24 protein-coding genes and 4 pseudogenes are annotated in these 24,822 nt (G+C 69.0%); 18 read left to right on the plus strand and 10 right to left on the minus strand.

The genetic code is table 11. The annotated features are described in order from the left end of the window. Nucleotides 1–135: 135 nt before the first annotated feature. The 11 genes from ACIBW9_RS40170 (at nt 136) to ACIBW9_RS40220 (ending at nt 10,183) form a co-directional block, all read left to right on the plus strand. Nucleotides 136–1,464: an MraY family glycosyltransferase gene (locus ACIBW9_RS40170; protein ID WP_398963103.1), complete on the plus strand. Its 1,329-nt coding sequence runs from the start codon at nt 136–138 to the stop codon at nt 1,462–1,464. Between the two features lie 310 nt (nt 1,465–1,774). After that, nucleotides 1,775–2,212, plus strand: a complete 438-nt coding sequence (locus ACIBW9_RS40175; protein ID WP_344399119.1) for a hypothetical protein — start codon at nt 1,775–1,777, stop codon at nt 2,210–2,212. A gap of 273 nt (nt 2,213–2,485) precedes the next feature. Further along, a complete protein-coding gene (gene atpB, locus ACIBW9_RS40180) occupies nt 2,486–3,256 on the plus strand; it encodes a F0F1 ATP synthase subunit A (protein ID WP_398963106.1) in 771 nt (256 codons plus the stop codon). Nucleotides 3,257–3,337: 81 nt separating this feature from the next. Beyond that, nucleotides 3,338–3,583 (plus strand): F0F1 ATP synthase subunit C, encoded by a 246-nt coding sequence (locus ACIBW9_RS40185; protein WP_115905876.1) that lies wholly within the window; start codon nt 3,338–3,340, stop codon nt 3,581–3,583. Nucleotides 3,584–3,622: 39 nt separating this feature from the next. Then, nucleotides 3,623–4,171 carry a F0F1 ATP synthase subunit B gene (locus ACIBW9_RS40190; protein WP_344399118.1) on the plus strand — a complete coding sequence of 183 codons (549 nt, stop codon included), beginning with the start codon at nt 3,623–3,625 and terminating at the stop codon, nt 4,169–4,171. Beyond that, nucleotides 4,168–4,983 carry a F0F1 ATP synthase subunit delta gene (locus ACIBW9_RS40195; protein WP_398963110.1) on the plus strand — a complete coding sequence of 272 codons (816 nt, stop codon included), beginning with the start codon at nt 4,168–4,170 and terminating at the stop codon, nt 4,981–4,983. Before ACIBW9_RS40190 ends, ACIBW9_RS40195 begins: the two co-directional genes overlap by 4 nt. A gap of 138 nt (nt 4,984–5,121) precedes the next feature. Beyond that, nucleotides 5,122–6,711 (plus strand): F0F1 ATP synthase subunit alpha, encoded by a 1,590-nt coding sequence (atpA, locus tag ACIBW9_RS40200; RefSeq protein ID WP_398963113.1) that lies wholly within the window; start codon nt 5,122–5,124, stop codon nt 6,709–6,711. 21 nt (nt 6,712–6,732) lie between these two features. Continuing rightward, a complete protein-coding gene (locus ACIBW9_RS40205; protein ID WP_398963115.1) occupies nt 6,733–7,650 on the plus strand; it encodes a F0F1 ATP synthase subunit gamma in 918 nt (305 codons plus the stop codon). Further along, on the plus strand, nt 7,650–9,086 hold the full coding sequence (gene atpD / locus ACIBW9_RS40210) for a F0F1 ATP synthase subunit beta (RefSeq protein ID WP_115905871.1): 1,437 nt from the start codon (nt 7,650–7,652) through the stop codon (nt 9,084–9,086). The genes ACIBW9_RS40205 and atpD overlap by 1 nt, the downstream gene beginning before the upstream one ends. A gap of 133 nt (nt 9,087–9,219) precedes the next feature. Then, nucleotides 9,220–9,594 carry a F0F1 ATP synthase subunit epsilon gene (locus tag ACIBW9_RS40215; protein ID WP_115905870.1) on the plus strand — a complete coding sequence of 125 codons (375 nt, stop codon included), beginning with the start codon at nt 9,220–9,222 and terminating at the stop codon, nt 9,592–9,594. Between the two features lie 142 nt (nt 9,595–9,736). Further along, a complete protein-coding gene (locus tag ACIBW9_RS40220; RefSeq protein WP_115905869.1) occupies nt 9,737–10,183 on the plus strand; it encodes a DUF2550 domain-containing protein in 447 nt (148 codons plus the stop codon). Between the two features lie 72 nt (nt 10,184–10,255). Here the strand turns inward: ACIBW9_RS40220 and ACIBW9_RS40225 are convergent, their stop codons facing one another. The 3 genes and pseudogenes from ACIBW9_RS40225 to ACIBW9_RS40235 form a co-directional block, all read right to left on the minus strand. Further along, on the minus strand, nt 10,256–12,076 hold the full coding sequence (locus ACIBW9_RS40225) for a glycosyl hydrolase family 18 protein (RefSeq protein ID WP_398963120.1): 1,821 nt from the start codon (nt 12,074–12,076) through the stop codon (nt 10,256–10,258). A gap of 122 nt (nt 12,077–12,198) precedes the next feature. Then, nucleotides 12,199–12,656: pseudogene (locus tag ACIBW9_RS40230) on the minus strand (DNA-binding response regulator); the annotation flags it as partial. Further along, nucleotides 12,636–13,022: pseudogene (locus tag ACIBW9_RS40235) on the minus strand (sensor histidine kinase); the annotation flags it as partial. The pseudogenes ACIBW9_RS40235 and ACIBW9_RS40230, both read right to left, overlap by 21 nt. A 45-nt stretch (nt 13,023–13,067) precedes the next feature. Between ACIBW9_RS40235 and ACIBW9_RS40240 the strand changes: the two are divergent. Beyond that, nucleotides 13,068–13,331, plus strand: coding sequence for a hypothetical protein (locus ACIBW9_RS40240; protein WP_398963269.1), 264 nt, complete (start codon nt 13,068–13,070; stop codon nt 13,329–13,331). 106 nt (nt 13,332–13,437) lie between these two features. On the opposite strand, the gene ACIBW9_RS40245 is transcribed toward ACIBW9_RS40240, so the two are convergent. Both ACIBW9_RS40245 and ACIBW9_RS40250 read right to left on the minus strand, forming a co-directional pair. Beyond that, nucleotides 13,438–14,010 (minus strand): cob(I)yrinic acid a,c-diamide adenosyltransferase, encoded by a 573-nt coding sequence (locus ACIBW9_RS40245; RefSeq protein ID WP_242766322.1) that lies wholly within the window; start codon nt 14,008–14,010, stop codon nt 13,438–13,440. 13 nt (nt 14,011–14,023) lie between these two features. Further along, nucleotides 14,024–14,170, minus strand: a pseudogene (locus ACIBW9_RS40250) (ABC transporter permease); the annotation flags it as partial. 54 nt (nt 14,171–14,224) lie between these two features. Here ACIBW9_RS40250 and ACIBW9_RS40255 point away from each other — a divergent pair. The 4 genes and pseudogenes from ACIBW9_RS40255 to ACIBW9_RS40270 all read left to right on the plus strand — a co-directional run. Then, nucleotides 14,225–14,512 (plus strand): annotated as a pseudogene (locus tag ACIBW9_RS40255) (TetR/AcrR family transcriptional regulator); the annotation flags it as partial. A gap of 138 nt (nt 14,513–14,650) precedes the next feature. Further along, entirely contained in the window at nt 14,651–15,499 is an 849-nt protein-coding gene (locus ACIBW9_RS40260; RefSeq protein ID WP_030928606.1) for a 3-hydroxyacyl-CoA dehydrogenase family protein, read from the plus strand. 169 nt (nt 15,500–15,668) lie between these two features. Beyond that, nucleotides 15,669–15,992, plus strand: coding sequence for an STAS domain-containing protein (locus ACIBW9_RS40265; RefSeq protein WP_030928603.1), 324 nt, complete (start codon nt 15,669–15,671; stop codon nt 15,990–15,992). 206 nt (nt 15,993–16,198) lie between these two features. Then, nucleotides 16,199–18,718 (plus strand): ATP-binding protein, encoded by a 2,520-nt coding sequence (locus ACIBW9_RS40270; RefSeq protein WP_398963126.1) that lies wholly within the window; start codon nt 16,199–16,201, stop codon nt 18,716–18,718. Nucleotides 18,719–18,796: 78 nt separating this feature from the next. Here ACIBW9_RS40270 and nucS read toward each other — a convergent pair whose 3' ends face one another. Then, complete coding sequence (gene nucS, locus ACIBW9_RS40275) at nt 18,797–19,468, minus strand: endonuclease NucS (RefSeq protein WP_398963128.1); 672 nt, start codon at nt 19,466–19,468, stop codon at nt 18,797–18,799. 311 nt (nt 19,469–19,779) lie between these two features. Between nucS and ACIBW9_RS40280 the strand changes: the two genes are divergently transcribed. Then, nucleotides 19,780–20,172 carry an SCO5389 family protein gene (locus tag ACIBW9_RS40280; RefSeq protein WP_030928593.1) on the plus strand — a complete coding sequence of 131 codons (393 nt, stop codon included), beginning with the start codon at nt 19,780–19,782 and terminating at the stop codon, nt 20,170–20,172. Between the two features lie 77 nt (nt 20,173–20,249). On the opposite strand, the gene ACIBW9_RS40285 is transcribed toward ACIBW9_RS40280, so the two are convergent. Continuing rightward, complete coding sequence (locus ACIBW9_RS40285; RefSeq protein ID WP_398963132.1) at nt 20,250–21,278, minus strand: LLM class flavin-dependent oxidoreductase; 1,029 nt, start codon at nt 21,276–21,278, stop codon at nt 20,250–20,252. Nucleotides 21,279–21,498: 220 nt separating this feature from the next. Here ACIBW9_RS40285 and ACIBW9_RS40290 point away from each other — a divergent pair, with 220 nt between their 5' ends. After that, nucleotides 21,499–21,840, plus strand: a complete 342-nt coding sequence (locus tag ACIBW9_RS40290; RefSeq protein WP_115905851.1) for an ATP/GTP-binding protein — start codon at nt 21,499–21,501, stop codon at nt 21,838–21,840. A gap of 7 nt (nt 21,841–21,847) precedes the next feature. Here ACIBW9_RS40290 and ACIBW9_RS40295 read toward each other — a convergent pair whose 3' ends face one another. The 3 genes from ACIBW9_RS40295 to ACIBW9_RS40305 form a co-directional block, all read right to left on the minus strand. Further along, nucleotides 21,848–22,720, minus strand: a complete 873-nt coding sequence (locus ACIBW9_RS40295; RefSeq protein ID WP_398963136.1) for an ABC transporter permease — start codon at nt 22,718–22,720, stop codon at nt 21,848–21,850. Beyond that, nucleotides 22,717–23,922, minus strand: coding sequence for an ABC transporter ATP-binding protein (locus ACIBW9_RS40300; RefSeq protein WP_398963139.1), 1,206 nt, complete (start codon nt 23,920–23,922; stop codon nt 22,717–22,719). The genes ACIBW9_RS40295 and ACIBW9_RS40300 overlap by 4 nt, the downstream gene beginning before the upstream one ends. A gap of 129 nt (nt 23,923–24,051) precedes the next feature. Next, a complete protein-coding gene (locus ACIBW9_RS40305; RefSeq protein ID WP_398963142.1) occupies nt 24,052–24,822 on the minus strand; it encodes an ABC transporter permease in 771 nt (256 codons plus the stop codon).

Raw genomic sequence — 24,822 nt, forward strand, 5'->3', positions numbered from 1 at the left:
CCTGCGTACCACTGGGTGCAGCCTGCGTGCACAGGCACGCGTGCAACCATCGTCGCTACCCGGCAGTCCCCATTCATATGCGTGCGTCGCTAGGGTGTGGGGCTGAGATGGCCAGCGAGACCTGTGGGGAAGCCTGTGCGTGAATACCTGCTGACGCTCTGCATCACGGCCGCGGTGACGTATCTGCTGACAGGGCCGGTACGGAAGTTCGCGATCGTGGCCGGAGCCATGCCGGAGATCAGGGCCCGTGACGTGCACCGGGAACCCACTCCGCGCCTCGGCGGGATCGCCATGTTCTTCGGCCTGTGCGCGGGCCTGCTGGTCGCGGACCATCTCACCAACCTCAACGAGGTCTTCGAGAAGTCCAACGAACCGCGGGCGCTGCTCTCCGGAGCGGCGCTCATCTGGCTCATCGGCGTCCTGGACGACAAGTTCGAGATCGACGCCCTGATCAAGCTGGGCGGCCAGATGATCGCCGCCGGCGTCATGGTCATGCAGGGTCTGACCATCCTGTGGCTGCCGGTCCCCGGCGTCGGGAACGTGGCGCTGACCCAGTGGCAGGGCACTCTGCTGACGGTGGCGCTGGTCGTCATCACCATCAACGCGGTGAACTTCGTCGACGGCCTCGACGGTCTCGCCGCCGGCATGGTGTGCATCGCCGCCGCGGCGTTCTTCCTCTACGCGTACCGGATCTGGTACTCGTACGGCATCGAGGCCGCGGCCCCGGCCACGCTCTTCTCGGCGATCCTCATTGGCATGTGCATCGGCTTCCTGCCGCACAACATGCATCCGGCGCGGATCTTCATGGGTGACTCCGGCTCGATGCTGATCGGCCTGGTGCTGGCCGCGGGTGCGATCTCCATCACGGGACAGGTCGACCCCGATGCGCTGCAGCTGTACGTCCACTCCGAGAAGGCGGCCGTGCACCAGACGGTGCCGGTCTACATCCCGCTGCTGCTGCCGCTGACGATCATCGCGATCCCCGCCGCCGACCTGGTGCTGGCCATCGTGCGCCGCACCTGGCGCGGCCAGTCGCCGTTCGCCGCGGACCGCGGGCATCTGCACCACCGGCTGCTGGAGATCGGGCACTCGCACAGCAGGGCCGTCCTGATCATGTACTTCTGGTCGGCGCTGATCGCCTTCGGTGCCCTCGCCTACTCGGTCAACTCGGCCTCCATGTGGATCGTGCTGGGCATCGTGTTCCTCTGCGCCATCGGCCTGCTGCTCCTGCTGCTGCCGCGCTTCACCCCGCGCGCCCCGCGCTGGGCCGAGCACTTCGTGCCGCCGCGCTACCGCCGCCGCCGGGCCGTCGCCGAGTCCGCGTCGACCCCCGCGCACGCGACCGCGATCGAAGAGGAGCAGCGCCCTCCGGTCGTCGCCGGTGTGGCCGGAGTGAACGGTGCGACCGCTCTGGGCGCCCGTCCGCGCTTCCTGGACCGCCGCAAGGCCGGTTCCTCGCGCTGACGCTCGCGTTGACCGGCAAGGTAAGAATCTGACTAGAGCATTGCCAACTCGTGGGGGAGCAAAGCCCCCCAATACCAGACAAGCCGGTTCGGTTTCTGCACAGACGCGCACTGTCACTCTCATGTGTGACAGCAAGCACACCGACTAGGTAAAGACCGCATCAAATAGTTTGTGATACGGTTCACGAGAACCCCGGAGAGAGCTGAAGGACCGTAGTGCGACGGTCCATTGGCAGTGAGTTCCCCTCTCGATCCGGGACTACGCTCGTCCATGACGACACCTGCCCCCCTGTGAAAGCGGAGTTGCCGCCATGCCGTCCAATGACGCCCGGAACCTCTTGCAGACCGCTGTGCCCACAGCGGCTGTCGGCGCGATTGCCGTCGCCGTCAGCGCTGCGGTCGCCGGTGGCAAGGGTGCGCTCGGTGCGGCGGTCGGCACACTGCTCGCGATCCTGTTCATGGGAATCGGTCTGTACGTCCTGCAGTGGACGGCAAAAACGCTCCCGCAGTTGTTCCAGGCCATGGGGCTGATGCTGTACGTCGCTCAGCTCCTGCTGCTCCTGATCTTCGTGGCCGTCTTCAAGGACACCACCCTCTTCAACGCGAAGACGTTCGCCGTCTCGCTCGTCGTCGCAACGGTCGTGTGGATGGCTGCGCAGGCTCGTGCGCACATGAAAGCCAAGCTCTTCTACATCGACCCCGACTCCGAGAAGAGTGGAAAGTCCGAGAAGACAGGGTCGTCGTCGTGAGGGACAGGGGCGGGACAAAGGCTTGTGAGATCTCCTGCTATCGTCCGGTGCCAACTGCGGCATCGCGGGCGCGGGCATCTGAGCTGACGCCTGATCGATCGCGAGGCTTGATGCCCCCCAGCCGCCCTCACATCCGTAACACCAGTCCAGTGCCGACCCGCGGCTGCGTGCCGCGCCGACACAACGAGGTTGCCGTACCCATGCGTCACGCCGAAGGAGCCCGCGGTGAGTGCTGACCAGACCCAGCTCGCCTTTGACTGGAGTTGTCGGATCATGTCCGACAATGGGTGTGGCTTCCCGGCCCCGGGCCTGCAGTCGTTTCTCTTCAAGCCGATCGTCACGGTCGGTGGGTTCGAGTTCAACAAGGTGATGCTGCTCGCCCTCATCACCACGCTGCTCGTCATCACCTTCTTCACGCTGGCCTTCGGTAAGGCCAAGGTGGTCCCGGGCAAGCTGCAGATGGTCGGCGAGGCCGGATACGACTTCGTGCGCCGCGGCATCGTCTACGAGACGCTCGGCAAGCGCGAGGGCGAGAAGTACGTCCCGCTCATGGTCTCGCTGTTCTTCTTCATCTGGATCATGAACATCTGGTCGGTGATCCCGCTGGCCCAGTTCCCGGTGTCGTCGTTGATCGCCTTCCCGGCGGTGCTGGCTGCGGTCGTCTACATCACTTGGGTCTCGCTGACCTTCAAGAAGCACGGCTTCGTCGGCTTCTTCAAGAACGTCACCGGGTACGACAAGTCGCTCGGTGCCGTGCTGCCGCTCGTCATGGTCATCGAGTTCTTCTCGAACCTGCTGGTCCGCCCGTTCACGCACGCGGTGCGACTCTTCGCCAACATGTTCGCCGGCCACCTGATGCTGGTGATGTTCACCGTCGCCTCCTGGTACCTGATGAACAGTTGGATGGTCCCGGCGGCCGGCGTCTCCTTCATCATGACCATGGTCATGATCCTCTTCGAGCTTTTCGTGCAGGCCGTCCAGGCGTACGTGTTCGTGCTCCTTGCCTGCTCCTACATTCAGGGCGCTCTCGCCGAGCACCACTGAGCCGAGCAACACCCGCCCGCAACCCCCGAGACGTCCGGTGGCCAACCCCCACCGGTCCATGAAAGAGAAGGAAGAACCGGCATGTCCGCTCTTGAGACCCTCGCTGCCACCACCGGTGTCCACGGCTCCGTCGGCTCCATCGGCTACGGCCTCGCGGCCATCGGCCCCGGCGTCGGCGTCGGCATCATCTTCGGTAACGGCACCCAGGCTCTCGCCCGTCAGCCCGAGGCTGCCGGCCTGATCCGCGCCAACCAGATCCTCGGCTTCGCGTTCTGTGAGGCGCTCGCCCTCATCGGCATCGTTATGCCGTTCGTGTTCGGTAAGTAATCACCCCTTACCTGACACGCATCGACGAAAGGCACTGATGTGATCGCCAACCTGGTACAGCTGGCGGCCGAGGAAGAGCAGAACCCGCTCGTCCCGGCCGGTCCCGAGCTGCTCGTCGGCGCCATCGCCTTCGCCATCGTGTTCTTCTTCTTCTGGAAGAAGCTGCTCCCGAACATCAACAAGGTTCTGGAGGAGCGCCGCGAGGCGATCGAAGGTGGCATCGAGAAGGCCGAGGCCGCTCAGGTCGAGGCGCAGAGCGTTCTCGAGCAGTACAAGGCCCAGCTCGCCGAGGCCCGGCACGAGGCCGCGCGTCTGCGCCAGGAGGCGCAGGAGCAGGGTGCCGCGCTCATCGCCGAGATGCGCGCCGAGGGCCAGCGGCAGCGCGAGGAGATCGTCGCCGCCGGTCACGCGCAGATCGAGGCCGACCGCAAGGCCGCCGCGTCCGCGCTGCGGCAGGACGTCGGTCACCTCGCGACCGAGCTGGCCGGCAAGCTGGTCGGTGAGTCCCTCGAGGACCACGCCCGGCAGAGCCGCGTCATCGACCGCTTCCTCGACGAGCTCGAGGAGAAGGCCGAGGCCACCCGATGAACGGAGCGAGCCGCGAGGCCCTGGCAGCCGCACGCGAGCGTCTCGACGCGCTGACGGACTCCACGTCCGCCGACGCGACGAAGCTCGCCGACGAGCTGGCCGCCGTCACCGCGCTGCTCGACCGCGAGGTGTCGCTGCGTCGGGTCCTGACCGACCCGGCGCAGGCCGGTGAGGCGAAGGCCGAGCTGGCCCAGCGTCTGCTCGGCTCCCAGGTCGGCGGGGCGACTGCCGATCTGGTGTCCGGCATGGTGCGCTCCCGCTGGTCGCAGTCCCGTGACCTGGTGGACGCGCTGGAGGAGCTGGCGGACACCGCCGAGCTCACCGCCGCGCAGAAGAGGGGCGCGCTCGACGACGTGGAGGACGAGCTGTTCCGCTTCGGGCGGATCGTCTCCTCGAACACCGGGCTGCGTGCCGCGCTCACCGACCGCGCCGCGAGCACCGCGGCCAAGATCGAGCTGCTGCACCGGCTGCTCGGTGGCCGGGCCGTCCCGTCGACCGAGCGTCTTGTGACGCGCCTTGTGACCGCGCCGCGGGGACGTAGCCTGGAGGCGGGACTGGAGTCCCTGTCCAAGCTCGCCGCCGAGCGCCGGGACCGGCTGGTCGCCGTCGTGACCTCGGCGGTGCCGCTGAGCGACGCGCAGAAGCAGCGCCTGGGCGCCGCTCTCGCGAAGCTCTACGGCCACACGATGCACCTCAACATCGACGTGGACCCCGAGGTCCTCGGCGGGATCCGGGTGCAGGTCGGCGACGAGGTCATCAACGGCTCGATCGCGGACCGCATCGAGGACGCCGGCCGCCGCCTGGCGGGTTGAGCAGCAACTTCATAAGCAGAACAGCAGTACAGCAGTACGTACCTACGGCCCGGTTGGGTCGTGCAGAGGATTCCTGGGGGTCGCCCCCAGACCCCCAAGTTGAAACTTCGGGCCCAACAAGGAGAGCAGGGAACCCAGATGGCGGAGCTCACGATCCGGCCGGAGGAGATCCGGGACGCGCTGGAGAACTTCGTCCAGTCGTACAAGCCGGACGCGGCCTCGCGCGAGGAGGTCGGTACGGTCACCCTTGCCGGCGACGGCATCGCGAAGGTCGAGGGTCTGCCCTCGGCCATGGCCAACGAACTGCTGAAGTTCGAGGACGGCACCCTCGGCCTCGCCCTCAACCTCGAGGAGCGCGAGATCGGTGCCATCGTCCTCGGTGAGTTCAGCGGCATCGAGGAGGGTCAGCCGGTGCAGCGCACCGGTGAGGTGCTCTCCGTGGCAGTCGGCGAGGGCTACCTCGGCCGCGTCGTCGACCCGCTCGGCAACCCGATCGACGGCCTCGGCGAGATCGAGACCACCGGTCGCCGCGCCCTCGAGCTGCAGGCCCCCACGGTCATGCAGCGCAAGTCGGTGCACGAGCCGATGGAGACCGGCTACAAGGCCGTCGACGCGATGACCCCCGTCGGCCGTGGTCAGCGTCAGCTGATCATCGGTGACCGCCAGACCGGCAAGACCGCCCTGGCCGTCGACACGATCATCAACCAGCGCGACAACTGGCGCTCGGGCGACCCGAAGAAGCAGGTCCGCTGCATCTACGTCGCCATCGGCCAGAAGGGCTCCACCATCGCGTCGGTCCGCCGCGCGCTGGAGGAGAACGGCGCGCTGGAGTACACGACCATCGTCGCCGCCCCCGCGTCCGACCCGGCCGGCTTCAAGTACCTTGCGCCGTACACCGGTTCGGCCATCGGTCAGCAGTGGATGTACGAGGGCAAGCACGTCCTCATCATCTTCGACGACCTCTCGAAGCAGGCCGACGCCTACCGCGCCGTGTCGCTGCTGCTGCGCCGCCCGCCGGGCCGTGAGGCCTACCCGGGTGACGTCTTCTACCTGCACTCCCGTCTGCTGGAGCGCTGCGCGAAGCTCTCCGACGACATGGGCGCCGGCTCGATGACGGGTCTGCCGATCGTCGAGACCAAGGCCAACGACGTCTCGGCGTTCATCCCGACCAACGTCATCTCCATCACCGACGGCCAGTGCTTCCTGGAGTCGGACCTGTTCAACGCCGGTCAGCGCCCCGCGCTGAACGTCGGTATCTCCGTCTCCCGAGTCGGTGGTTCCGCGCAGCACAAGGCGATGAAGCAGGTCGCGGGCCGCCTCCGTGTGGACCTCGCCCAGTTCCGTGAGCTGGAGGCCTTCGCCGCCTTCGGTTCCGACCTGGACGCCGCGTCGAAGGCTCAGCTGGAGCGCGGTCAGCGCATGGTCGAGCTGCTGAAGCAGGCGCAGTACGAGCCGATGTCCACCGAGGACCAGGTCGTCTCCGTCTGGGCCGGCACCACCGGCAAGATGGACGACGTCCCGGTCGCCGACATCCGCCGCTTCGAGAAGGAGCTCCTTGACTATCTGCACCGCAAGGAGCAGGGCCTCATGACCTCCATCCGCGAGGGCGGCAAGATGTCGGACGACACCCTCACCGCCGTCGCCGACGCGATCGCCGAGTTCAAGAAGCAGTTCGAGACCTCGGACGGCAAGCTTCTCGGCGAGGACGCCCCGGCCGCCGCCAAGTGACGTAAGGAAGGGACCTGACTCATGGGAGCCCAGCTCCGGGTCTACAAGCGTCGCATCCGATCCGTCACCGCGACCAAGAAGATCACCAAGGCGATGGAGATGATCGCCGCCTCGCGCGTCGTCAAGGCGCAGCGCAAGGTGGCGGCCTCCACGCCGTACGCGCAGGAACTGACGCGTGCGGTCACGGCGGTCGGTACCGGCTCGAACACCAAGCACCCGCTGACCACGCAGGCCGAGACGGTCACGCGGTCCGCGGTGCTGCTCCTCACGAGCGACCGTGGTCTTGCCGGTGCCTTCAACTCCAACGCCATCAAGGCGGCGGAGCAGCTGACCGCGCGGCTGGAGGGAGAGGGCAAGGAGGTCGACATCTACATCGTCGGCCGCCGTGGCCTCGCCCACTACAACTTCCGTGAGCGCAAGGTCACGGAGTCGTGGACCGGCTTCACCGACGAGCCGACGTACGCGGACGCCAAGAAGGTCGCGGCGCCGCTGATCGAGGCCATCGAGACCGAGACGGCCGAGGGCGGCGTGGACGAACTCCACATCGTCTTCACCGAGTTCGTGTCGATGATGACGCAGACGGCGCTCGACGACCGTCTGCTGCCGCTCAGCCTCGAAGAGGTCGCGAAGGACGCCACGCCCCAGGGCGAGATCCTTCCGCTGTACGACTTCGAGCCCTCGGCGGAGGACGTCCTCGACGCCCTGCTGCCGCGCTATGTGGAGAGCCGCATCTACAACGCGCTCCTCCAGTCGGCCGCTTCGAAGCACGCCGCCACGCGGCGCGCGATGAAGTCGGCGACCGACAACGCGGGAGAGCTCATCACCACGCTCTCCCGACTTGCCAACGCGGCCCGCCAGGCCGAAATCACCCAGGAAATCAGCGAGATCGTCGGTGGCTCCGCAGCCCTGGCCGACGCGACCGCGGGGAGTGACCGCTAATGACCACCACTGTTGAGACCGCGACGGCCACGGGCCGCGTCGCCCGGGTCATCGGCCCGGTCGTCGACGTGGAGTTCCCCGTCGACGCGATGCCGGACATCTACAACGCGCTGCACGTCGAGGTGGCCGACCCGGCCAACGCCGGCGAGAAGAAGACGCTGACCCTGGAGGTCGCCCAGCACCTGGGTGACGGCCTGGTCCGCACCATCTCCATGCAGCCCACCGACGGTCTGGTCCGCCAGGCCGCGGTGACCGACACCGGCAACTCCATCACCGTTCCGGTCGGCGACTTCACCAAGGGCAAGGTGTTCAACACCCTCGGTGAGGTGCTGAACGTCGACGAGAAGTACGAGGGCGAGCGCTGGGGCATCCACCGCAAGGCCCCGAACTTCGACGAGCTCGAGTCGAAGACCGAGATGTTCGAGACCGGCGTCAAGGTCATCGACCTGCTGACCCCGTACGTCAAGGGCGGCAAGATCGGTCTGTTCGGCGGTGCCGGCGTCGGCAAGACGGTGCTCATCCAGGAGATGATCTACCGCGTCGCCAACAACCACGACGGTGTCTCCGTGTTCGCCGGTGTCGGCGAGCGCACCCGTGAGGGCAACGACCTCATCGAGGAGATGTCCGACTCGGGCGTCATCGACAAGACCGCGCTGGTCTTCGGCCAGATGGACGAGCCCCCGGGCACCCGTCTGCGCGTGGCCCTCGCGGGTCTGACCATGGCGGAGTACTTCCGCGATGTGCAGAAGCAGGACGTGCTGTTCTTCATCGACAACATCTTCCGCTTCACGCAGGCCGGTTCCGAGGTCTCGACCCTGCTCGGCCGTATGCCCTCCGCGGTGGGCTACCAGCCGAACCTGGCCGACGAGATGGGTCTCCTCCAGGAGCGCATCACCTCGACCCGTGGTCACTCGATCACCTCGATGCAGGCGATCTACGTCCCCGCGGACGACCTGACCGACCCGGCCCCGGCCACCACCTTCGCCCACCTCGACGCGACGACGGTTCTCTCCCGTCCGATCTCCGAGAAGGGCATCTACCCGGCCGTGGACCCGCTGGACTCCACGTCCCGCATCCTGGACCCGCGCTACATCGCGCAGGATCACTACGACGCCGCCATGCGCGTCAAGACGATCCTGCAGAAGTACAAGGACCTCCAGGACATCATCGCGATCCTCGGTATCGACGAGCTCGGCGAGGAGGACAAGCTCGTCGTCCACCGTGCCCGTCGCGTGGAGCGCTTCCTGTCCCAGAACACCCACGTCGCCAAGCAGTTCACCGGCGTCGACGGGTCGGACGTCCCGCTGGACGAGTCGATCGCGGCCTTCAACGCGATCTGCGACGGCGAGTACGACCACTTCCCGGAGCAGGCGTTCTTCATGTGCGGTGGCATCGAGGACCTGAAGGCCAACGCCAAGGAGCTGGGCGTCTCCTGAACTCCCTGAGTTCGAATTGAGCCCTACGGCTCATGTGTGAGGGGGCGGGGTACGTCCCGCCCCCTCTTTCACGCCCATTAGACTTGTAACCAACACCCGGCCGAACCGCCGGGTGGTGACCCGAGGAGCCACCTTGGCTGCTGAGCTGCACGTCGCGCTGGTCGCGGCCGACCGAGAGGTCTGGTCCGGCGAGGCCACCCTGGTCGTCGCGCGCACCACGTCCGGCGACATCGGCGTCATGCCCGGTCACCAGCCGCTGCTCGGTGTGCTGGAGTCGGGCCCGGTGACCATCCGTACGAGTGATGGTGGAACGGTCGTCGCCGCGGTGCACGGCGGTTTCATCTCGTTCGCGGACAACAAGCTGTCGCTGCTGGCCGAGATCGCCGAGCTGTCGGACGAGATCGATGTCCAGCGCGTGGAGCGAGAGCTGGAGCGCGCGAAGGCGGAGGGCGATGCCGCCGCCGAGCGTCGCGCCGATGTACGACTGCGCGCGGCGGCGACGAGCTGAGCCCGCGCGGAGCTGTATGAATTCACTCAGCCGCGGTCGGCACCGGAGCAATCCGGAGCCGACCGCGGCTGAGGCAGATATAGGTGTTTTTTCCGTTCCGTTACCTATTTTCGGTACCTAGGAGACGAGGAGGTCGGTGTCGATGGTCCTCGCTCTGACTGTGTGCGGAGTCGTGGTCGCCCTGGTGGTGCTGGGGCTGTTCGTCTTCGGGCTGCGCCGCAGACTCATCCAGCGCTCCGGCGGCACCTTCGACTGTTCGCTGCGCTGGGACGTCCCCGAGAAGACGGACACGAGCGGAAAAGGCTGGAGCTACGGAGTCGCCCGCTACAACGGCGACCGCATCGAGTGGTACCGCGTCTTCTCCTACGCCTACCGCCCGCGCCGCGTCCTGGAACGCGCCGCGATCGAGGTCGCAGGGCGTCGCCTCCCCGAGGGCGAGGAGGAGTTGGCGCTGCTGTCCGACGCGGTGATCCTCACGTGTCTGCACCGGGGCACGCGTCTCGAACTCGCGATGAGCGAAGACGCGCTGACCGGTTTCCTCGCGTGGCTTGAGGCAGCCCCGCCCGGACAGCGAGTGAATGTGGCGTAGCCACATTCACTCGCTGGGTGGGGGTCCCCCCGGACGAAGTCTGGGGGAGCGTCAATGTCGCCTAGGTAGTGACTACAGGTTGTTGCTGATGGCGCTCACCAGCTCGCCGTTGCTGGTGTCGCCGCTGAACTCCCAGAAGAAGGCGCCGCCGAGGCCCTGGGACTTGGCCCAGCTCATCTTCCCGGCGATGGTCGACGGGGTGTCGTACGACCACCAGTTGCTGCCACAGTGCGCATACGCCGTGCCGGCGACGGTGCCGGTGGCCGGGCAGGACGTCTTGAGCACCTTGTAGTCCTCGATGCCCTGCTCGTAGGTGCCCGCGGCCGGGCCGGTCGCGGTGCCGCCGGGGGCGTCCTGGGTCACGCCGGTCCAGCCGCGTCCGTAGAAGCCGATGCCGATCAGCAGCTTGCTCGCGGGGACCCCGATCGCCTTGTACTTGGCGATCGCGTCGGCGGTGGTGAACCCCGCCTTCGGGATGCCGGAGTACGAGGTGAGCGGGGAGTGCGGGGCGGTCGGGCCCTGGGCGTCCCAGGCGCCGAAGAAGTCGTACGTCATCACGTTGTACCAGTTGACGTACTGGGCGGCGCCCGCGTAGTCGGCGGCCTCGATCTTGCCGCCGGAGGAGCCGTCCGCGGTGACCGCGGCCGTGACCAGGGCGGACGAGCCGAACTTCGCCCGCAGCGCCGACATCACGTTCTTGAAGGCCGCCGCGCCGCTGGTGTCGCAGGACAGGCCGCAGGCGTTCGGGTACTCCCAGTCGATGTCGATGCCGTCGAAGACGTCCGCCCACCGCGGGTCCTTGACCAGGTTGTAGCAGGAGTTCGCGAAGGCCGTCGGGTTGGCCGCCGCCTGCCCGAAGCCGCCGGACCAGGTCCAGCCGCCGAAGGACCACAGCACCTTGATGTTCGGGTACTTGGCCTTCAGCTCACGCAGTTGGTTGAAGTTGCCGCGCAGCGGCTGGTCCCAGGTGTCGGCCACACCGCTCACCGACTGGTCGGCGGTGAACGCCTTGTCGTAGTCGGCGTAGGAGTCGCCGATCGCGCACTGGCCGTTCGTCACGTTGCCGAAGGCGTAGTTGATGTGCGTGATCTTCGACGCGGATCCCGACGTCACCAGGTTCTTGACGTTGTAGTTGCGGCCGTAGATGCCCCACTCGGTGAAGTAGCCGAGCTTGACCGTGGAGCCGGAGGTCGGGGGAGTGGTCGTGCCGCCCGTGGTGCGCACGGCGACCGAGCCGCTGACCGGGCCGGTCTGGCCGGCGGTGTCACGGGCCTGGACGGTGTACGAGTAGTCGGAGCCGGCGGTCAGGCCGGTGTCCGTGTACGAGGTGGTGGTGACGGTGGAGACGACCTTGCCGTCGCGCAGGACGTCGTAGTTCTTGATGCCCTTGTCGTCGGTGGCCGCCGACCAGGACAGCTTCACCGAGGTGTCGGTGATGGAGGAGGCGGTCGGGGTGCCCGGTGCGGAGGGCGCCGCGTCGCCGGGGACCGTGGTGCCGTCGCAACTGTCGCCGTTCAGCTTGCAGTTGGAGGGCGAGCCGGAGCCGGCCCCGTTGAAGCCGAAGGAGACGGAGGCGCCCGGGGCTATGGAGCCGTTGTAGGACTTGTTCTTGGCGGTCCAGTGGGTGCCGGAGGACGTGACGTCCGCGTCCCAGGCCGAGGTGACGGACGTACCGGAGGGGAAGTCCCACTCGACCGTCCAGGAGCTGATGGCCGTGGTGCCGGTGTTCTTCACCGTCCACTTGCCCTCGAAGCCGGTGCCCCAGTCCTGGGTCTTGGCGTAGGTCGCCGTCGCGGTGGTCGCGGCCTGGGCGGGGCCCGCGAGACCGACGAGGCCGGCCAGCGGCAGCAACAGGGTCGCGAAGCCTGCCGCGGCTCTGTGTCCGAAGCGCATGGTGCGCCTCCTATGGGGAGTTGGGGGGCATGACTGAGCCTTCACGCCCACAGTGCCGCGAGAATAGAAAGGTCTGGACCATCGGTCAATAGGTCTGGACCACTCTGGCGCGGCCTGGGCTGGATCCCCAACTCCAGGGCCAGTACGGCCGCTTGGACCCTGCCGCGCAGCTTCAGCGTCCCGAGGAAGCGGCTGACGTGCGTCTTCGCCGTCGCCTCCACCATGTCGGGACGGTCCGCGAGCTCGGCGTCGGACAGGCCCTCGCGTTTCACGGCGGGTGAGGCTGTCGAGGACGGCGGGATCGGCAGTCGGCTCGCGTACGGAGGTGGCGGCGAACTCGACGATCAGACGGCGGGTCACCCGGGCGCGATCAGACCCTCCCCGCGCGCCACGGTCCGTACCGCCTCCAGCAGGTCCTTCGCCTCGGTGTTCTTGAGCAGGAAGCCGGCCGCGACTCCCGTGCCGGCGCCACCCCCTGCTCGCCGTCCGCGGCCTCCCCGATCACCTCGATGTCGCTGCCCAGGACGAGAACGAGTCCGGCGCGGACGGCGGACTGGTCCTCGGCGACGCCGCCCCGCAGCGCCGCCCGCTCCCGCATGCCGACCAGGCCGGCGCCGGAGCCCGGTGCGCGCGGGCCGTCCCGGTGGCCGTACGGGCTGGTCACACGGATGTCCAGGACGCCGTCCTGCTGGACGAGGGAGACGGTGGCGCGGCCGGGGCAGGCGTGCTTGAGGGCGTTGGTCAGGGATTACTGGACGAAGCGGTAGGCGGCGAGTTCGACCGGTGCGGGGACCGTGCCGTGGTCGGTGACGAGGGTGATGCCGAGGGCGTCGACGAGGGCGTCGACGAGGGCGGTGAGGCCGCCCAGGGTGGGCGCGGCGGCCGGTTCGGTTCCGGCGCCGGCGTCACGCAGGATGCCGATGAGCCGGCGCATCTCGGCTGGGCCGGCCCCGCGTCCACGGCAGCCCCGGCCGGGGACGGGGCCAAGGCCTTGTGCAAGCGGACACCGAAGATCGACCGACGCATCGACCGCGCCCTGAACCGGCTGAACGCGGGAGCCGACCAGCGCGGTTCGATCGCCAGGCTGCAGCAGCGGGTGGACAAGGTGAAGGCAGCGGGTCACAGCGAGATCGCCACGTACCTCCAGGACCGCCTGACCTTCCGCAAGTCCCTGGTGACCACGCTCCAGCAACGGCAGAAGGACCTGAACGACGTCCGGACCTGGTGCAAGGACAACCACGAGGGCGCCGGCTGAGGTGTCCGACCGGCGCCCCAAAGGGGCGCGGGGAACTGCGCGACCGGCCACGACGGCGCCGCGGACAGCCGACGGCATGTCGCGACGCCTACAGCGGGGAGCGCGCTCAGCGCTCCCCGCCCGGCACCCACAGCACGTCCCCGACGTCCTTGTTCGCGGTCCGCGCCAGGATGAAGAGGAGGTCGGACAGCCGGTTCAGGTAGGTCGCCGTCAGCGGGTTCATCACCTCACCGTGCACCTCCAGCGCCGCCCACGTGGAGCGCTCCGCCCGCCGTACGACCGTGCAGGCCTGGTGCAGCAGGGCCGCGCCCGGGGTGCCGCCCGGGAGGATGAAGGAGCGCAGCTTCTCCAGCCGCTCGTTGAAGCGGTCGCAGTCCGCCTCCAGCTTGTCGACGTAGAACTGTTCGACACGGAGGGGCGGGAACTCGGGGTTCTCGACGACCGGCGTGGACAGGTCCGCACCCACGTCGAACAGGTCGTTCTGGACACGGGTGAGGACCTTGACGATCTCCTCGTCCAGCCCGCCCAGCGCGATCGCCGTGCCGATCACCGCGTTCGCCTCGTTGGCGTCCGCGTACGCGGAGATCCGCAGATCGGTCTTGGCGACCCGGCTCATGTCGCCGAGGGCGGTCGTGCCCTGGTCGCCGGTCCTGGTGTAGATGCGCGTCAGATTGACCATGCGACCAGCGTAGTTACGCTCCGGCCGTCCGGAACACGCGTGTGCCCACTGTCACGGCGAGCGCCGCGAGACCGAGGGCGACCAGGGCGCCGTACAGCGTGTGATCCGTCGCGTACGAGCCGACGTATGCGTCCCGCACCGCGTCCACCGGACAGCGGAACGACACCGAAGTGCGAGAGCACCTCACCGGCCGCGGTCCTGAGGGAGCGAGAACGCTCCCGCCCTGCGCTCCCGGCTGTGGGCGATCGGGCAGGACGTTCAGGCCAATCTCGACGGCGCCCTGCGTGAGGCCACCGGCGCGGCCGACGAGGACCCGGTGCCATGTCTGATCGCGGGTCAGCTCGGCTGGGTGCACAGCTCTGTGAGGGGTGTCATCGGCCGTGAGATGGTCAAGGGGCGCAACCCGGACGAAGTGTCACGAGAGGTGCTGGTCCTCCTCGACGACATCGAGGAGCTGTTGGGTCGGGAGGTGCTCAACTACGCCGTCCGAGGCATGGAATGACGCGCCCCGGTGTGATGTCCGTCAGATGAGACGTGACGCGCATTACTTACCGGTCACACAGCACCTCACGAGCGCTAAGGTCCGCCGAAGAGGCAGACATAAACGGTGTGTAAGGCGTTTCAAAGGGGAGTCGCAAACGTGGCACGGAAGCTCGCCGTCATCGGCGCCGGCTTGATGGGTTCCGGCATCGCCCAGGTCTCGGCCCAGGCGGGCTGGGACGTGGTTCTTCGCGACGTCACCGACGAAGCGCTGAAGCGCGGCACCGACGGCATCAAGGCCTCGTACGACAAGTTCGTCAGCAAGGGCAAGCTGGAGGCGCACGACGCCGACGCCGCCCTCGGCCGCATCACCGCGACCACCGACCTGGACGCCGCCGCCGACGCGGACGTCGTCGTCGAGGCCGTCTTCGAGAAGCTGGAAGTCAAGCACGAGATCTTCCGGGCGCTCGACAAGATCGTCCGCCCGGACACCGTGCTCGCCTCCAACACCTCCGCGATCCCGATCACCAAGATCGCGGCGGCCACCGAGCACCCCGAGCGGGTCGTCGGCGTCCACTTCTTCTCGCCGGTGCCGATGATGCAGCTCGTCGAACTCGTCCGCGGCTACAAGACGAGCGACGAAGCCCTCGCCACCGCGCGGGAGTTCGCCGAGTCCGTCGGCAAGACCTGCATCGTCGTCAACCGGGACGTCGCCGGCTTCGTGACGACCCGTCTCATCTCCGCCCTCGTCGTCGAGGCGACCAAGCTCTACGAGTCGGGCGTGGCGAGCGCCGAGGACATCGACCTCGCCTGCAAGCTGGGCTTCGGCCACGCGATGGGACCGCTCGCCACGGCGGACCTGACCGGCGTCGACATCCTGCTGCACGCCACCAGCAACATCTACACCGAGTCGCAGGACGAGAAGTTCGCACCGCCGGAGCTGATGCGCCGGATGGTTGACGCCGGTGACATCGGGCGCAAGAGCGGGCAGGGCTTCTACACGTACTGACACATCAGTACGTACAGCCACTGAAACCGCACAGGCCCCGCGGGTATCACCCGCGGGGGTGAATTCGGTATCGGTTCGCTTACAGACGGCAACCTCGTTGTCGCTGAAGCAGTCAGACGTTGCACAGCCACCGTCACGGAGTACGTCACCGCACTCTCGGGGAGCGCATATGTACATCAGGGGCGACCACGCCGAGCTGGTCGTCGGGGGCCGCCTCGACGTCCGCAGCGCGGCGGACGCCCGTACGGTCCTGCACTCGGCCGTCGACGACGGAGTCGGCGACCTGGTGCTGGACCTGTCCGAACTGGACTCCTGGGACGCCACCGGACTCGGGGTGATCATGGGCGTCCACCGGCGGGCCGGCCGCTGCGGCCGGCGCCTGGTGCTGCGCGACGTTCCGCCGCAGATGCAGCGCCTGCTGGTGGCCACCCGGCTGCACCGGATCCTGGCGATCGAGGGCGGCATCGGGGTGGAGTCACTGCCCCGCGTGTGACCCTCCAGAGTGATCCTCATGAGACTGTGACGTCTCGCACGGCGCGGTACTCCGGACTGTCGTAGATACTGAGCGAAGGTTTAGGGTTCGGTCGCCCGCTGCCTGACATCCCTGCAAGCGGGTCCGGACCAGAAGCGACAGCGCGGTGTGCAGCAAGGCCGGGAGGGGCTCGAGGCACACACGACGCTTTTGGGGGGCTTGAACCTATGGACCCGAACACACAGGGACCCGAGGAGTACGGCCATGACGGCGACGGCAGCGCGCCGCGCCAGCGCCCGCCCAGGGACCCCCTCACACCCGACTTCGGTCAGCACTCGCCCGCACTCGCGCGCACGGTGCAGCTCGTCACGGGCGACTACCTGCTCACCGTCAATCCCGTCGACGGCAGCGAGATAGAGGCCTGCCCGCCGGGCGAGCGCCCGGGCCGGCCCGAGAAGTTCACGGCGGCCGAGCGTGCCGAGGTGAACCGCGCGGCCAAGCCGCCCGTCCCGCCGGGACCGGCGCGGCCCTCGCTGCACCTCCTGGAACGCCAGGACGAGCGCGAGCGTCTGGTCCGGCTGCTGGCCCGCGGTCGTTCCGTGCGTCTCACCGGCCCCGCGGGCTCCGGCCGCACCGCCCTCCTCGACCTGGTCGCCGAGGACTGCGCGGACCTGGCCCCCGACGGCGTGGTCCGTCTCAACGGTTTCCACCGCACGCCGAGCGACCTGCTGTACGACCTCTTCTACGCCGTCTACAACGCGCCCTTGCACCGCCCGGAACGGGACGAACTGCTCGAACTGGTCCGGGAGATCGGTGCGGTCGTCGTCCTCGACGACGTCGAGTTCGGCGGCGCGGGTCTCGACGAGCTGCTGGACGCGACGCCCGAGTGCGCCTTCGTGATCGGCGCGACGCCCGAGGTGCCCGCGCCCTCCGCCGCCTCCGCCCTCGAAGAGGTCTTCCTCGGCGGCCTGGACCGTGCGGGCGGCGTGGAGCTCATCGAGCGCGCCGTCGGCCGGGTGCTGACGGAGGAGGAGGCCAACTGGGCCGGCGACCTCTGGTTCGAGTCCGAGGGCCTGCCGCTGCGGTTCGTCCAGGCCGGCGCCCTGCTGCGCCAGCGCGACCAGCAGCGCGCCGGGACCAGCGCCGTCGAGGCGTTCGGTGTGTTCGAGGACGCGATCCCTGAGGACGCCTCGCTCGACGCCTCGCTCGACGCCGAGGACGGCGACGCCGTACCCCTGCCGTCGCTCGGCGAGGCCGCCGCGCCCGCACCGCTGCTGGCCTCGCGGCTCAGCGCCTCGGCGCGTGCCACCCTGCGGTTCGCCGTCGCGCTCGGCGGCGAGGTGCCGCACCAGGCGCATCTGCCGGCGCTGGTCGGCGACACCCATGCGGACGCCGCCCTCGGCGAACTGGCCGCCTGCGGACTGGTCTCCGCGGTCGGCTCCCGCTACCGGCTCGCCGCCGGGGTCCTCGCCCAGCTCGAGGCCGCCGGATACGGCGACGACATCGAGGCACAGGCCCTGACCGCCGCCCAGCACTACACCTGGTGGGCGGGGCACCCCTCGGTCACCCCGGAGCGGGTGTGCGCCGAGGCCGACGCCCTGCTCGCCGCGCTCGGCGCCCTGGTGCCGGGCACGACCGCCCCGGCCGAGGGCGAGGAGAGCGTCACCGTCCAGCTGGCCCGCACGGCGGCCCCCGCGTTCGCCGCCGGCCTGCACTGGAGCGCCTGGGAGCGAGCGCTGCGGTCCGGTTCCGAGGCCGCCCGCCTTGCCGGCGAGGTGTCCGAACAGGCCTACTTCCACCACGAGTTGGGCATCCTCGCACTCTGCGGCGGACAGCTCGACCGGGCCCGCGCCGAGCTGGAGTCCTCCATCGGGCTGCGCGGCGCCCTCGCCGACAAACGCGGCACGGTCGCGGGCCGCCGCGCCCTCGCCCTGGTCTCCGACCGCTCCGGCACCACGCAGGGCCTCGGCTCGACGGCCGGCGAGGAGGTCCCGGACGCGCGCTACGAGGAGTCCCAGTCGCCGCCCGGCGGAGTGCCGGCCGCGTTCTCGGCGAGCCCGCCGCCGTCGTCCGGCGACACCTCCACCATCGTCGTCAACCGGGCCGTGTCCGGTCCCCCGTCCAAGAGCCACCGCGGCGGCATCCGCGGCCTCGCCCGGCGCAACCTCGTCGCGGCCGGCGCGGGCGCACTGCTCGCCGCCGTGCTCGGCACGGTCGTGACGCTCGGGGCCACGTCGAACAACGACGCCAACAACCCGTCCGACAAGGTCGGCGTCAACCCGTCCGCGAGCCAGGGCGCCGACGACGGCAGCCTGGGCGCGGACACACCGAAGAACGACTCCGGCAACGGCGACACGGGCACCGCGACCAGCCGCCCGACGAACCCGGGCCCCGACGGTACGTACGGCACCTCGGACGACCCGAAGCCGCCGTCGAGCTCGGGGCAGCCGTCGGACAACCCGAGCGGCACGAAGGGGTCCGGGGGCGGTTCATCGAGCTCGCCCACCAAGCCGCCGTCGACGCCTCCCACGAGCAAGCCGCCGACGACGCCTCCCACCAGCAAGCCGCCCACGACGCCTCCGGCGTCCACACCGCCGCCGTCCACGCCCCCGCCGTCGTCGGAGCCGCCGTCGTCCCCGACCACGTCCACCTCGGCCAGCGGCCCGGCGTCCAGCGCCCCTGCCACCTCCAGCGCCCCGGCTTCGGCGACCAGTCCGGCGAGCCCCAGCTCCACCTCGGTGATGTGAGGGCCCGTAGACACAAAGAGGGCCGGGTCCGTCCGACGGACCCGGCCCTCTTGTATGTAGCAGCCGTGGCAACGGAGGTCAGAACAACCGCAACTTGTCGTCCTCGATGCCCCTGAGCGCGTCGTAGTCCAGCACCGCGCAGCCGATTCCGCGGTCCGTGGCGAGGACCCGGGCCTGCGGCTTGATCTCCTGGGCCGCGAAGATGCCGCGGACCGGGGCCAGATGGGGGTCGCGGTTCAGCAGCTCGAGGTAGCGGGTGAGCTGCTCCACGCCGTCGATCTCGCCGCGCCGCTTGATCTCGACCGCGACGGTCTGCCCCTCGGCGTCCCGGCACAGGATGTCGACCGGGCCGATGGCCGTCATGTACTCGCGGCGGATGAGCGTGTAGCCGTCGCCGAGCGTCTCGATGCGGTCGGCGAGCAGCTCCTGAAGGTGTGCTTCCACGCCGTCCTTGATCAGGCCGGGATCCACGCCCAGTTCGTGCGAGGAGTCGTGGAGGATCTCCTCCATCGTGATGATGAGCTTCTCGCCCGCCTTGTTGACGACGGTCCAGACGCCCTCCTCGTCACCCGCGCCCTCCTTCAGGGTGCAGGGCGGGGACATCCAGTTCAGCGGCTTGTAGGCGCGGTCGTCCGCGTGGATGGAGACGCTGCCGTCGGCCTTCACCAGGATCAGGCGGGGCGCCGAGGGGAGATGGGCGGTGAGCCGGCCCGCGTAGTCCACGGAGCATCGGGCAATGACGAGACGCATGGTCGGCAACGCTACTCGACGGGCGTGGGTCCACGCGATTCGCCCTCCCGTCTCCCACCACCACCCTCGAACGAGGCCCTGCGGGCCGCCCTTGTTGTCCTGGAAGACCCGAGACAACCCGTGTTCATTCGTGGCTGATTGTGTGCCTAAAGAGAGCGCCCCATGTACGCATTTTCCTGGTGCCGTCACCGCCCGTTGCTTACCGTAGTAAACGGGAGGTCGCGAGACGAGTACTCAGCGTGTTCGATATCGCGAACTCCCTTATCTGTCCGGCAACCCCTGTCGACCACGGGGGTGCGAGAGGAGAACCCATGTCGCTCGACGTCTCACCGGCCCTACTCGAGAAGGCCGAGCGAGGCGAGGTCGACGAAGCAGAATTCGTCGACTGCGTCCGGACCTCCCTGCCTTACGCATGGGAGATGATCAGCTCCCTGGTGGCTCAGCTGAAGGTCGACGGCGGCAATTTCGCCGACAACCAGACGCCCCCGCCGGACGAGCAGGCACGCGGACAGCTGCTGCGTGCGCTCGCGAGTGACGCGATACGCGGCGCGCTGCAGAGGCATTTCGGTGTCCGGCTGGCCTTCCAGAACTGCCACCGGGTGGCGGTGTTCCCGTTGGACGCCTCGGTCGACGAGACGCTGGCCCGCTTCACCTCGGTCCGCAGTCAGGTACTCAACCAGTCCCCGGAGTTCCGGGACTGCTGAGGAGCATGCCGCTTGCTTGCCGCTCCGTACGCGGGAGGTGCATTCAGTACTGGGGCGGCAAGCTCCTGCAGGCCCGTTCAACCGAGGTGCGGAAGCACCTCCGCGCCCAGCCGCCGTACGTTCTCCTCGGTGGCCGCCAGGTCTCCCGAGCCCTCCACGAGCAGGGCGAAGCGGGAGATGCCGGTCCGCTCGCTGGTCGCCGCGAGCCGGTCGGCGCACAGGCGCGGGGTGCCCACCGGGTGCAGTCCGCAGAGCAGTTCGGTGTACGCCAGCGGGTCGCGCATCTGCCGGGTGCGGCCGTCCACCGTGACATGGGCCTCCAGGCCCTGCTTCAGCCAGCCCGGCATCGCCTTCGTCAGCGCCTCCACGGCGTCCGTACGCCGGTCCGCGATCTGGCAGACGCCGGCCGAGACATGGGCCGCGCCCAGGACCGTCTCCGCGGAGTGTCCGGCGGCGCGCGCGAGTTGCCGCCACAGGGCGACCATCTCGGCCTTCTCCTCGTCACCCACATGCATGCCCAGCAGCATCGGCAGTCCCCGCTCGGCGGCCTGCCGCACACTCGACGGCGAGGTGCACGCGACGACGACCTCGGGGCCCGCCACCTCCGACAGGGACTCCGACGGCCTTGGTACGACGGGCACTTCACGGAAGCCGAAGCGCTCGCCCGTGGCCCCGACCGACGGCTCGCGCAGCCAGCGCAGCAGCAGATCGAGTGATTCGGGGAAGCCCTCCTCGTACGCCTTGATGCCGGAGCCGAACACCTCCAGGTCGACCCACGGTCCGCCGCGCCCCACGCCCAGCGAGAAACGCCCGCCGGAGGTGAGGTGCAGCAGCGCGGCCTGCTCGCCCACCGCCACCGGGTGGGCGGTGGGCAGGACGGTGACCGCCGTGCCGACCCGGATCCTGCGGGTCCGGCCGAGGAGTAAGGCCGCCAGTGTGATCGCCGACGGGCAGGTCCCGTACGGCACGAAGTGGTGCTCGGCCAGCCAGACCGAGTCGAGGCCCGCTTCCTCGGCGACCTCGGCCGAGCGGACCGCGCGGTGCAGCGCCTCCCCCTGGCCCTGCCCCGGGAACTGGGCCGCCAACACGAAACTTCCAACGCGCATTGCTTTTCCTGCTTCCTTGGCTCCGACGCGGAGCTCCCCCACCCGCATAACCGTCTGACACGTGCCGAGGACACGGCCTGGCGAAGAGATTTGCGGATTGTCTGCAGAATGGGGGACCGCGGCGGGGGCGGGGGCCGGCCGGTGGACTACGCGTACCCCGGTCCGCGCCCCGTAGGCTGGACACGGCCCGTGCTTCCTGTATAGCCCCGTGAGGTGTCCCGTGTCTCCGCGTCGCAACCGACCCAAGGGTGCCGATCCGTCGGGCTCGTCCGGCCGGAGCGGCGAGGACGACCGTCCCGGCCGTTACGGCGGCTGGCAGTCCACCGAGAGCTGGCAGGGGGAGGAGTGGAGCGTGCGGCACGTGGCGGGCGCGAGCGCGCAGGGCAAGACGTACCGCTGCCCCGGCTGCGACCAGATGATCCCCTCCGGCGTCCCGCACGTGGTGGCCTGGCCCGAGCACTCGGGAGTCGACGAGCGCCGCCACTGGCACAAGGCGTGCTGGAACGCGAAGGACCGCCGCACCACGCGGGTGCAGCGGTCCCGTAACGCGCCGAAGTTCTGAAGCCCGGTTACACGTCGCGCTTCTGCAGCAGAGCGACCGCACCGGCGAACACGGCGGCCGTCACGCCGAGGGCGATCCACACCGGATCCCAGCCGGTCGGGCCGGTGTCGCTCAGGGTGTTGGTGTAGAAGGCGCTGAGCTGGTTCGGGATCGAGTAGTCGAACAGGGCCTGGCGCACCTTCTCCAGGGCCGACGAGAACATGAACAGCGCGATCACCAGCGGCGCCAGCACCAGGGCGATCATGATGGTGATGGCGCCCGCCGAGTGCCGGATGATCGAGCCGACGAGGAGCGAGAGCAGTCCGAGCAGCGCAATGTAGAGCGAGATGCCGAAGGTGCCCTTCAGCCACTCGCCGCCGGACGGGTCCTTGGCGCCCTTCAGTGTGGCGACGTCCACGACGGCGACCAGGAGCACCGAGGTGAAGGTGACGGTGAACGCCACCGCGAAGAACACGATGGCCTTCGCCGCCAGCACGCGCGCGCGTGACGGGCACGCGGTCATCGTGGTGCGGATCATGCCGGTGCCGTACTCCGAGGCCGTGGTCAGCACGCCGAGCGTGATGATGCACATGCTGCCGAGGAGCAGCCCGAACACGCCGAAGGACAACGGGTTCTGGCCCTTGAGGCTCTCCTCGCCCTGGTTGGCGGCGACCAGCACGGCGACCAGCATTCCGATGCCGACGACGAGCAGCAGGAACACGCCGAGCGTCCACATCGTGGAGCGCACCGATCTGATCTTCGTCCACTCCGAGGAGATCGCGTGCCCGAGGTGGGTGCGCACCACGGGGATCGGCGAGGTGTAGCTCGGGTATGGCGAACCGGGCGCCGCCTGCCAGTCGGGTGCGGCGGCCTGCGGCATCGGGGGCTGCGGGGTGCTCATCGGGCGTCCTCGGGCTTGGTCAGGTCGGCGGAGGCGGGCGGCTGGGGCGGCGCGGCCGGCGTCTGGGGCGCCGGGGGCACCGGCTGGGCGTACGGGTTGGGCAGGCCCGCGCCGGGGGCGGCGGGAGCGCCGTACGGGCCCGGCTGTCCCTGCGGCATCGCGAACGGCTGCCCGCCCTCCTGGGGCGGCGGCGGGGCGTACCAGTCGGGCTGGCCCTGCCCGGGCACCGGCATCGGCGGCTGCACACCGGGCGGCAGCGGCTGCTGCAGCCCCGCCTTCTGGTCGATGGTCGAGCGGTAGTCCACGGCTCCCTGCGTCATCCGCATGTACGCCTCCTCCAGCGAGGCCTGGTGCGGCGACAGCTCCCACAGGCGTACGTCGGCGTCGTGCGCGATGTCGCTGATGCGGGGGAGCGCCAGCCCGGTGACCCGCAGGGCGCCGTCCTGCTCGGGCAGCACGTGCCCACCCGCCTCGGTGAGCGCGGAGGTCAGCTTCTCGCGCAGCTGCGGCTCCGTGTCCGGCGTACGCACACGCGCGAAGTCGGCGGAGTTCGCCGAGATGAAGTCCTTGACGCTCATGTCGGCCAGCAGCTGTCCGCGTCCGATCACGATCAGGTGATCGGCGGTCAGTGCCATCTCGCTCATCAGATGGGAGGAGACGAAGACCGTACGGCCCTCCGCCGCGAGCGCCTTCATGAGGTTGCGCACCCACAGGATGCCCTCGGGGTCGAGGCCGTTGACCGGCTCGTCGAACAGCAGCACCTGGGGGTCGCCGAGCAGCGCGGCGGCGATGCCGAGCCGCTGCCCCATGCCGAGGGAGAAGCCCTTGGAGCGCTTCCTGGCCACCTCCTGGAGGCCGACCACGCCCAGCACCTCGTCGACCCGGCGGGCCGGGATCCCGGACAGCTGGGCCAGGCACAGCAGATGGCTGCGGGCCGACCGGCCGCCGTGCACGGCCTTGGCGTCGAGCAGGGCACCCACCTGGCGGGGGGCGTTGGGCAGCTTCGGGTACGGGTAGCCGCCGATGGTCACCTGCCCCGCGGTGGGGTTGTCCAGGCCGAGGATCATGCGCATCGTCGTCGACTTGCCGGAGCCGTTCGGGCCCAGGAAGCCGGTGACGGCACCCGGCCGCACCTGGAAGGAAAGGTTGTACACGGCGGTCTTGTCGCCGTAGCGCTTGGTCAGGCCTACAGCCTCGATCATGCTCCGCACCCATCGAAAGGTTCAGGACAGCGGGGCACACGCCCCCGTAAGGGTTAGGAGGATATCGAGGAGCTGACGGTTCCGCTCAAATGAAAGTAAAGCGATGTGACTCCGCTTCCCGGCGGAGCGCTACGCGTCCCGCCTCCTCAGCAGCACACAGCCGCCTGCGAGGGCCGCGAGCACCCACAGCACCATGATGCCGAGACCGCCCCAGGGCCCGTACGAGGTGTCCTCGTCGATCCGCGGGACCACCTGCATGATCTTGCTGCCGGCCTGGTCCGGCAGGAACCGGCCGATCTTCTTCGTCGCGTCGACATTGCCCAGGATGTTGGAGATCAGGAAGAAGAACGGCATCAGGATGCCCAGCGACAGCATCGGTGAGCGGAGCATCGCGGCGACACCCATCGAGAACACCGCGATGAGGGTCATGTAGATGCCGCCGCCGATCACGGCGCGCAGCACGTGCGGGTCCTGGATCGAGGCGCGGTGCGTGCCGAGCACGGCCTGCCCGAGGAAGAAGGCGACGAAGCTGGTCGCCAGGGCGACGACGAGCGCGAGGCCGGTCGCCACGGCGATCTTGCTGAACAGGAAGGTGCCGCGCTGCGGTACGGCGGCCAGCGAGGTGCGGATCATGCCGGTGCTGTACTCGTTCGAGACGACCAGCACCCCGAACACGATCATCGCGAGCTGACCGAGGCTCATGCCCGCGAAACTGATGTAGGTCGGGTCGAAGGCCAGCCGGTCCTGCCGGCTCATCCTGTCGAACTCGTGGCTGGACAGCGCCGAGATCAGCATGCCGAGGGCGATGGTGACGACCACGGCGAGGGACAGTGTCCACACCGTGGACGCCACCGACCGGATCTTGGTCCACTCGGACCGTACGACCTGCATCGCCGCCAT

Source organism: Streptomyces sp. NPDC049541 (genome assembly GCF_044465725.1).
In the GTDB taxonomy this organism is placed as follows: Bacteria; Actinomycetota; Actinomycetes; order Streptomycetales; family Streptomycetaceae; genus Streptomyces.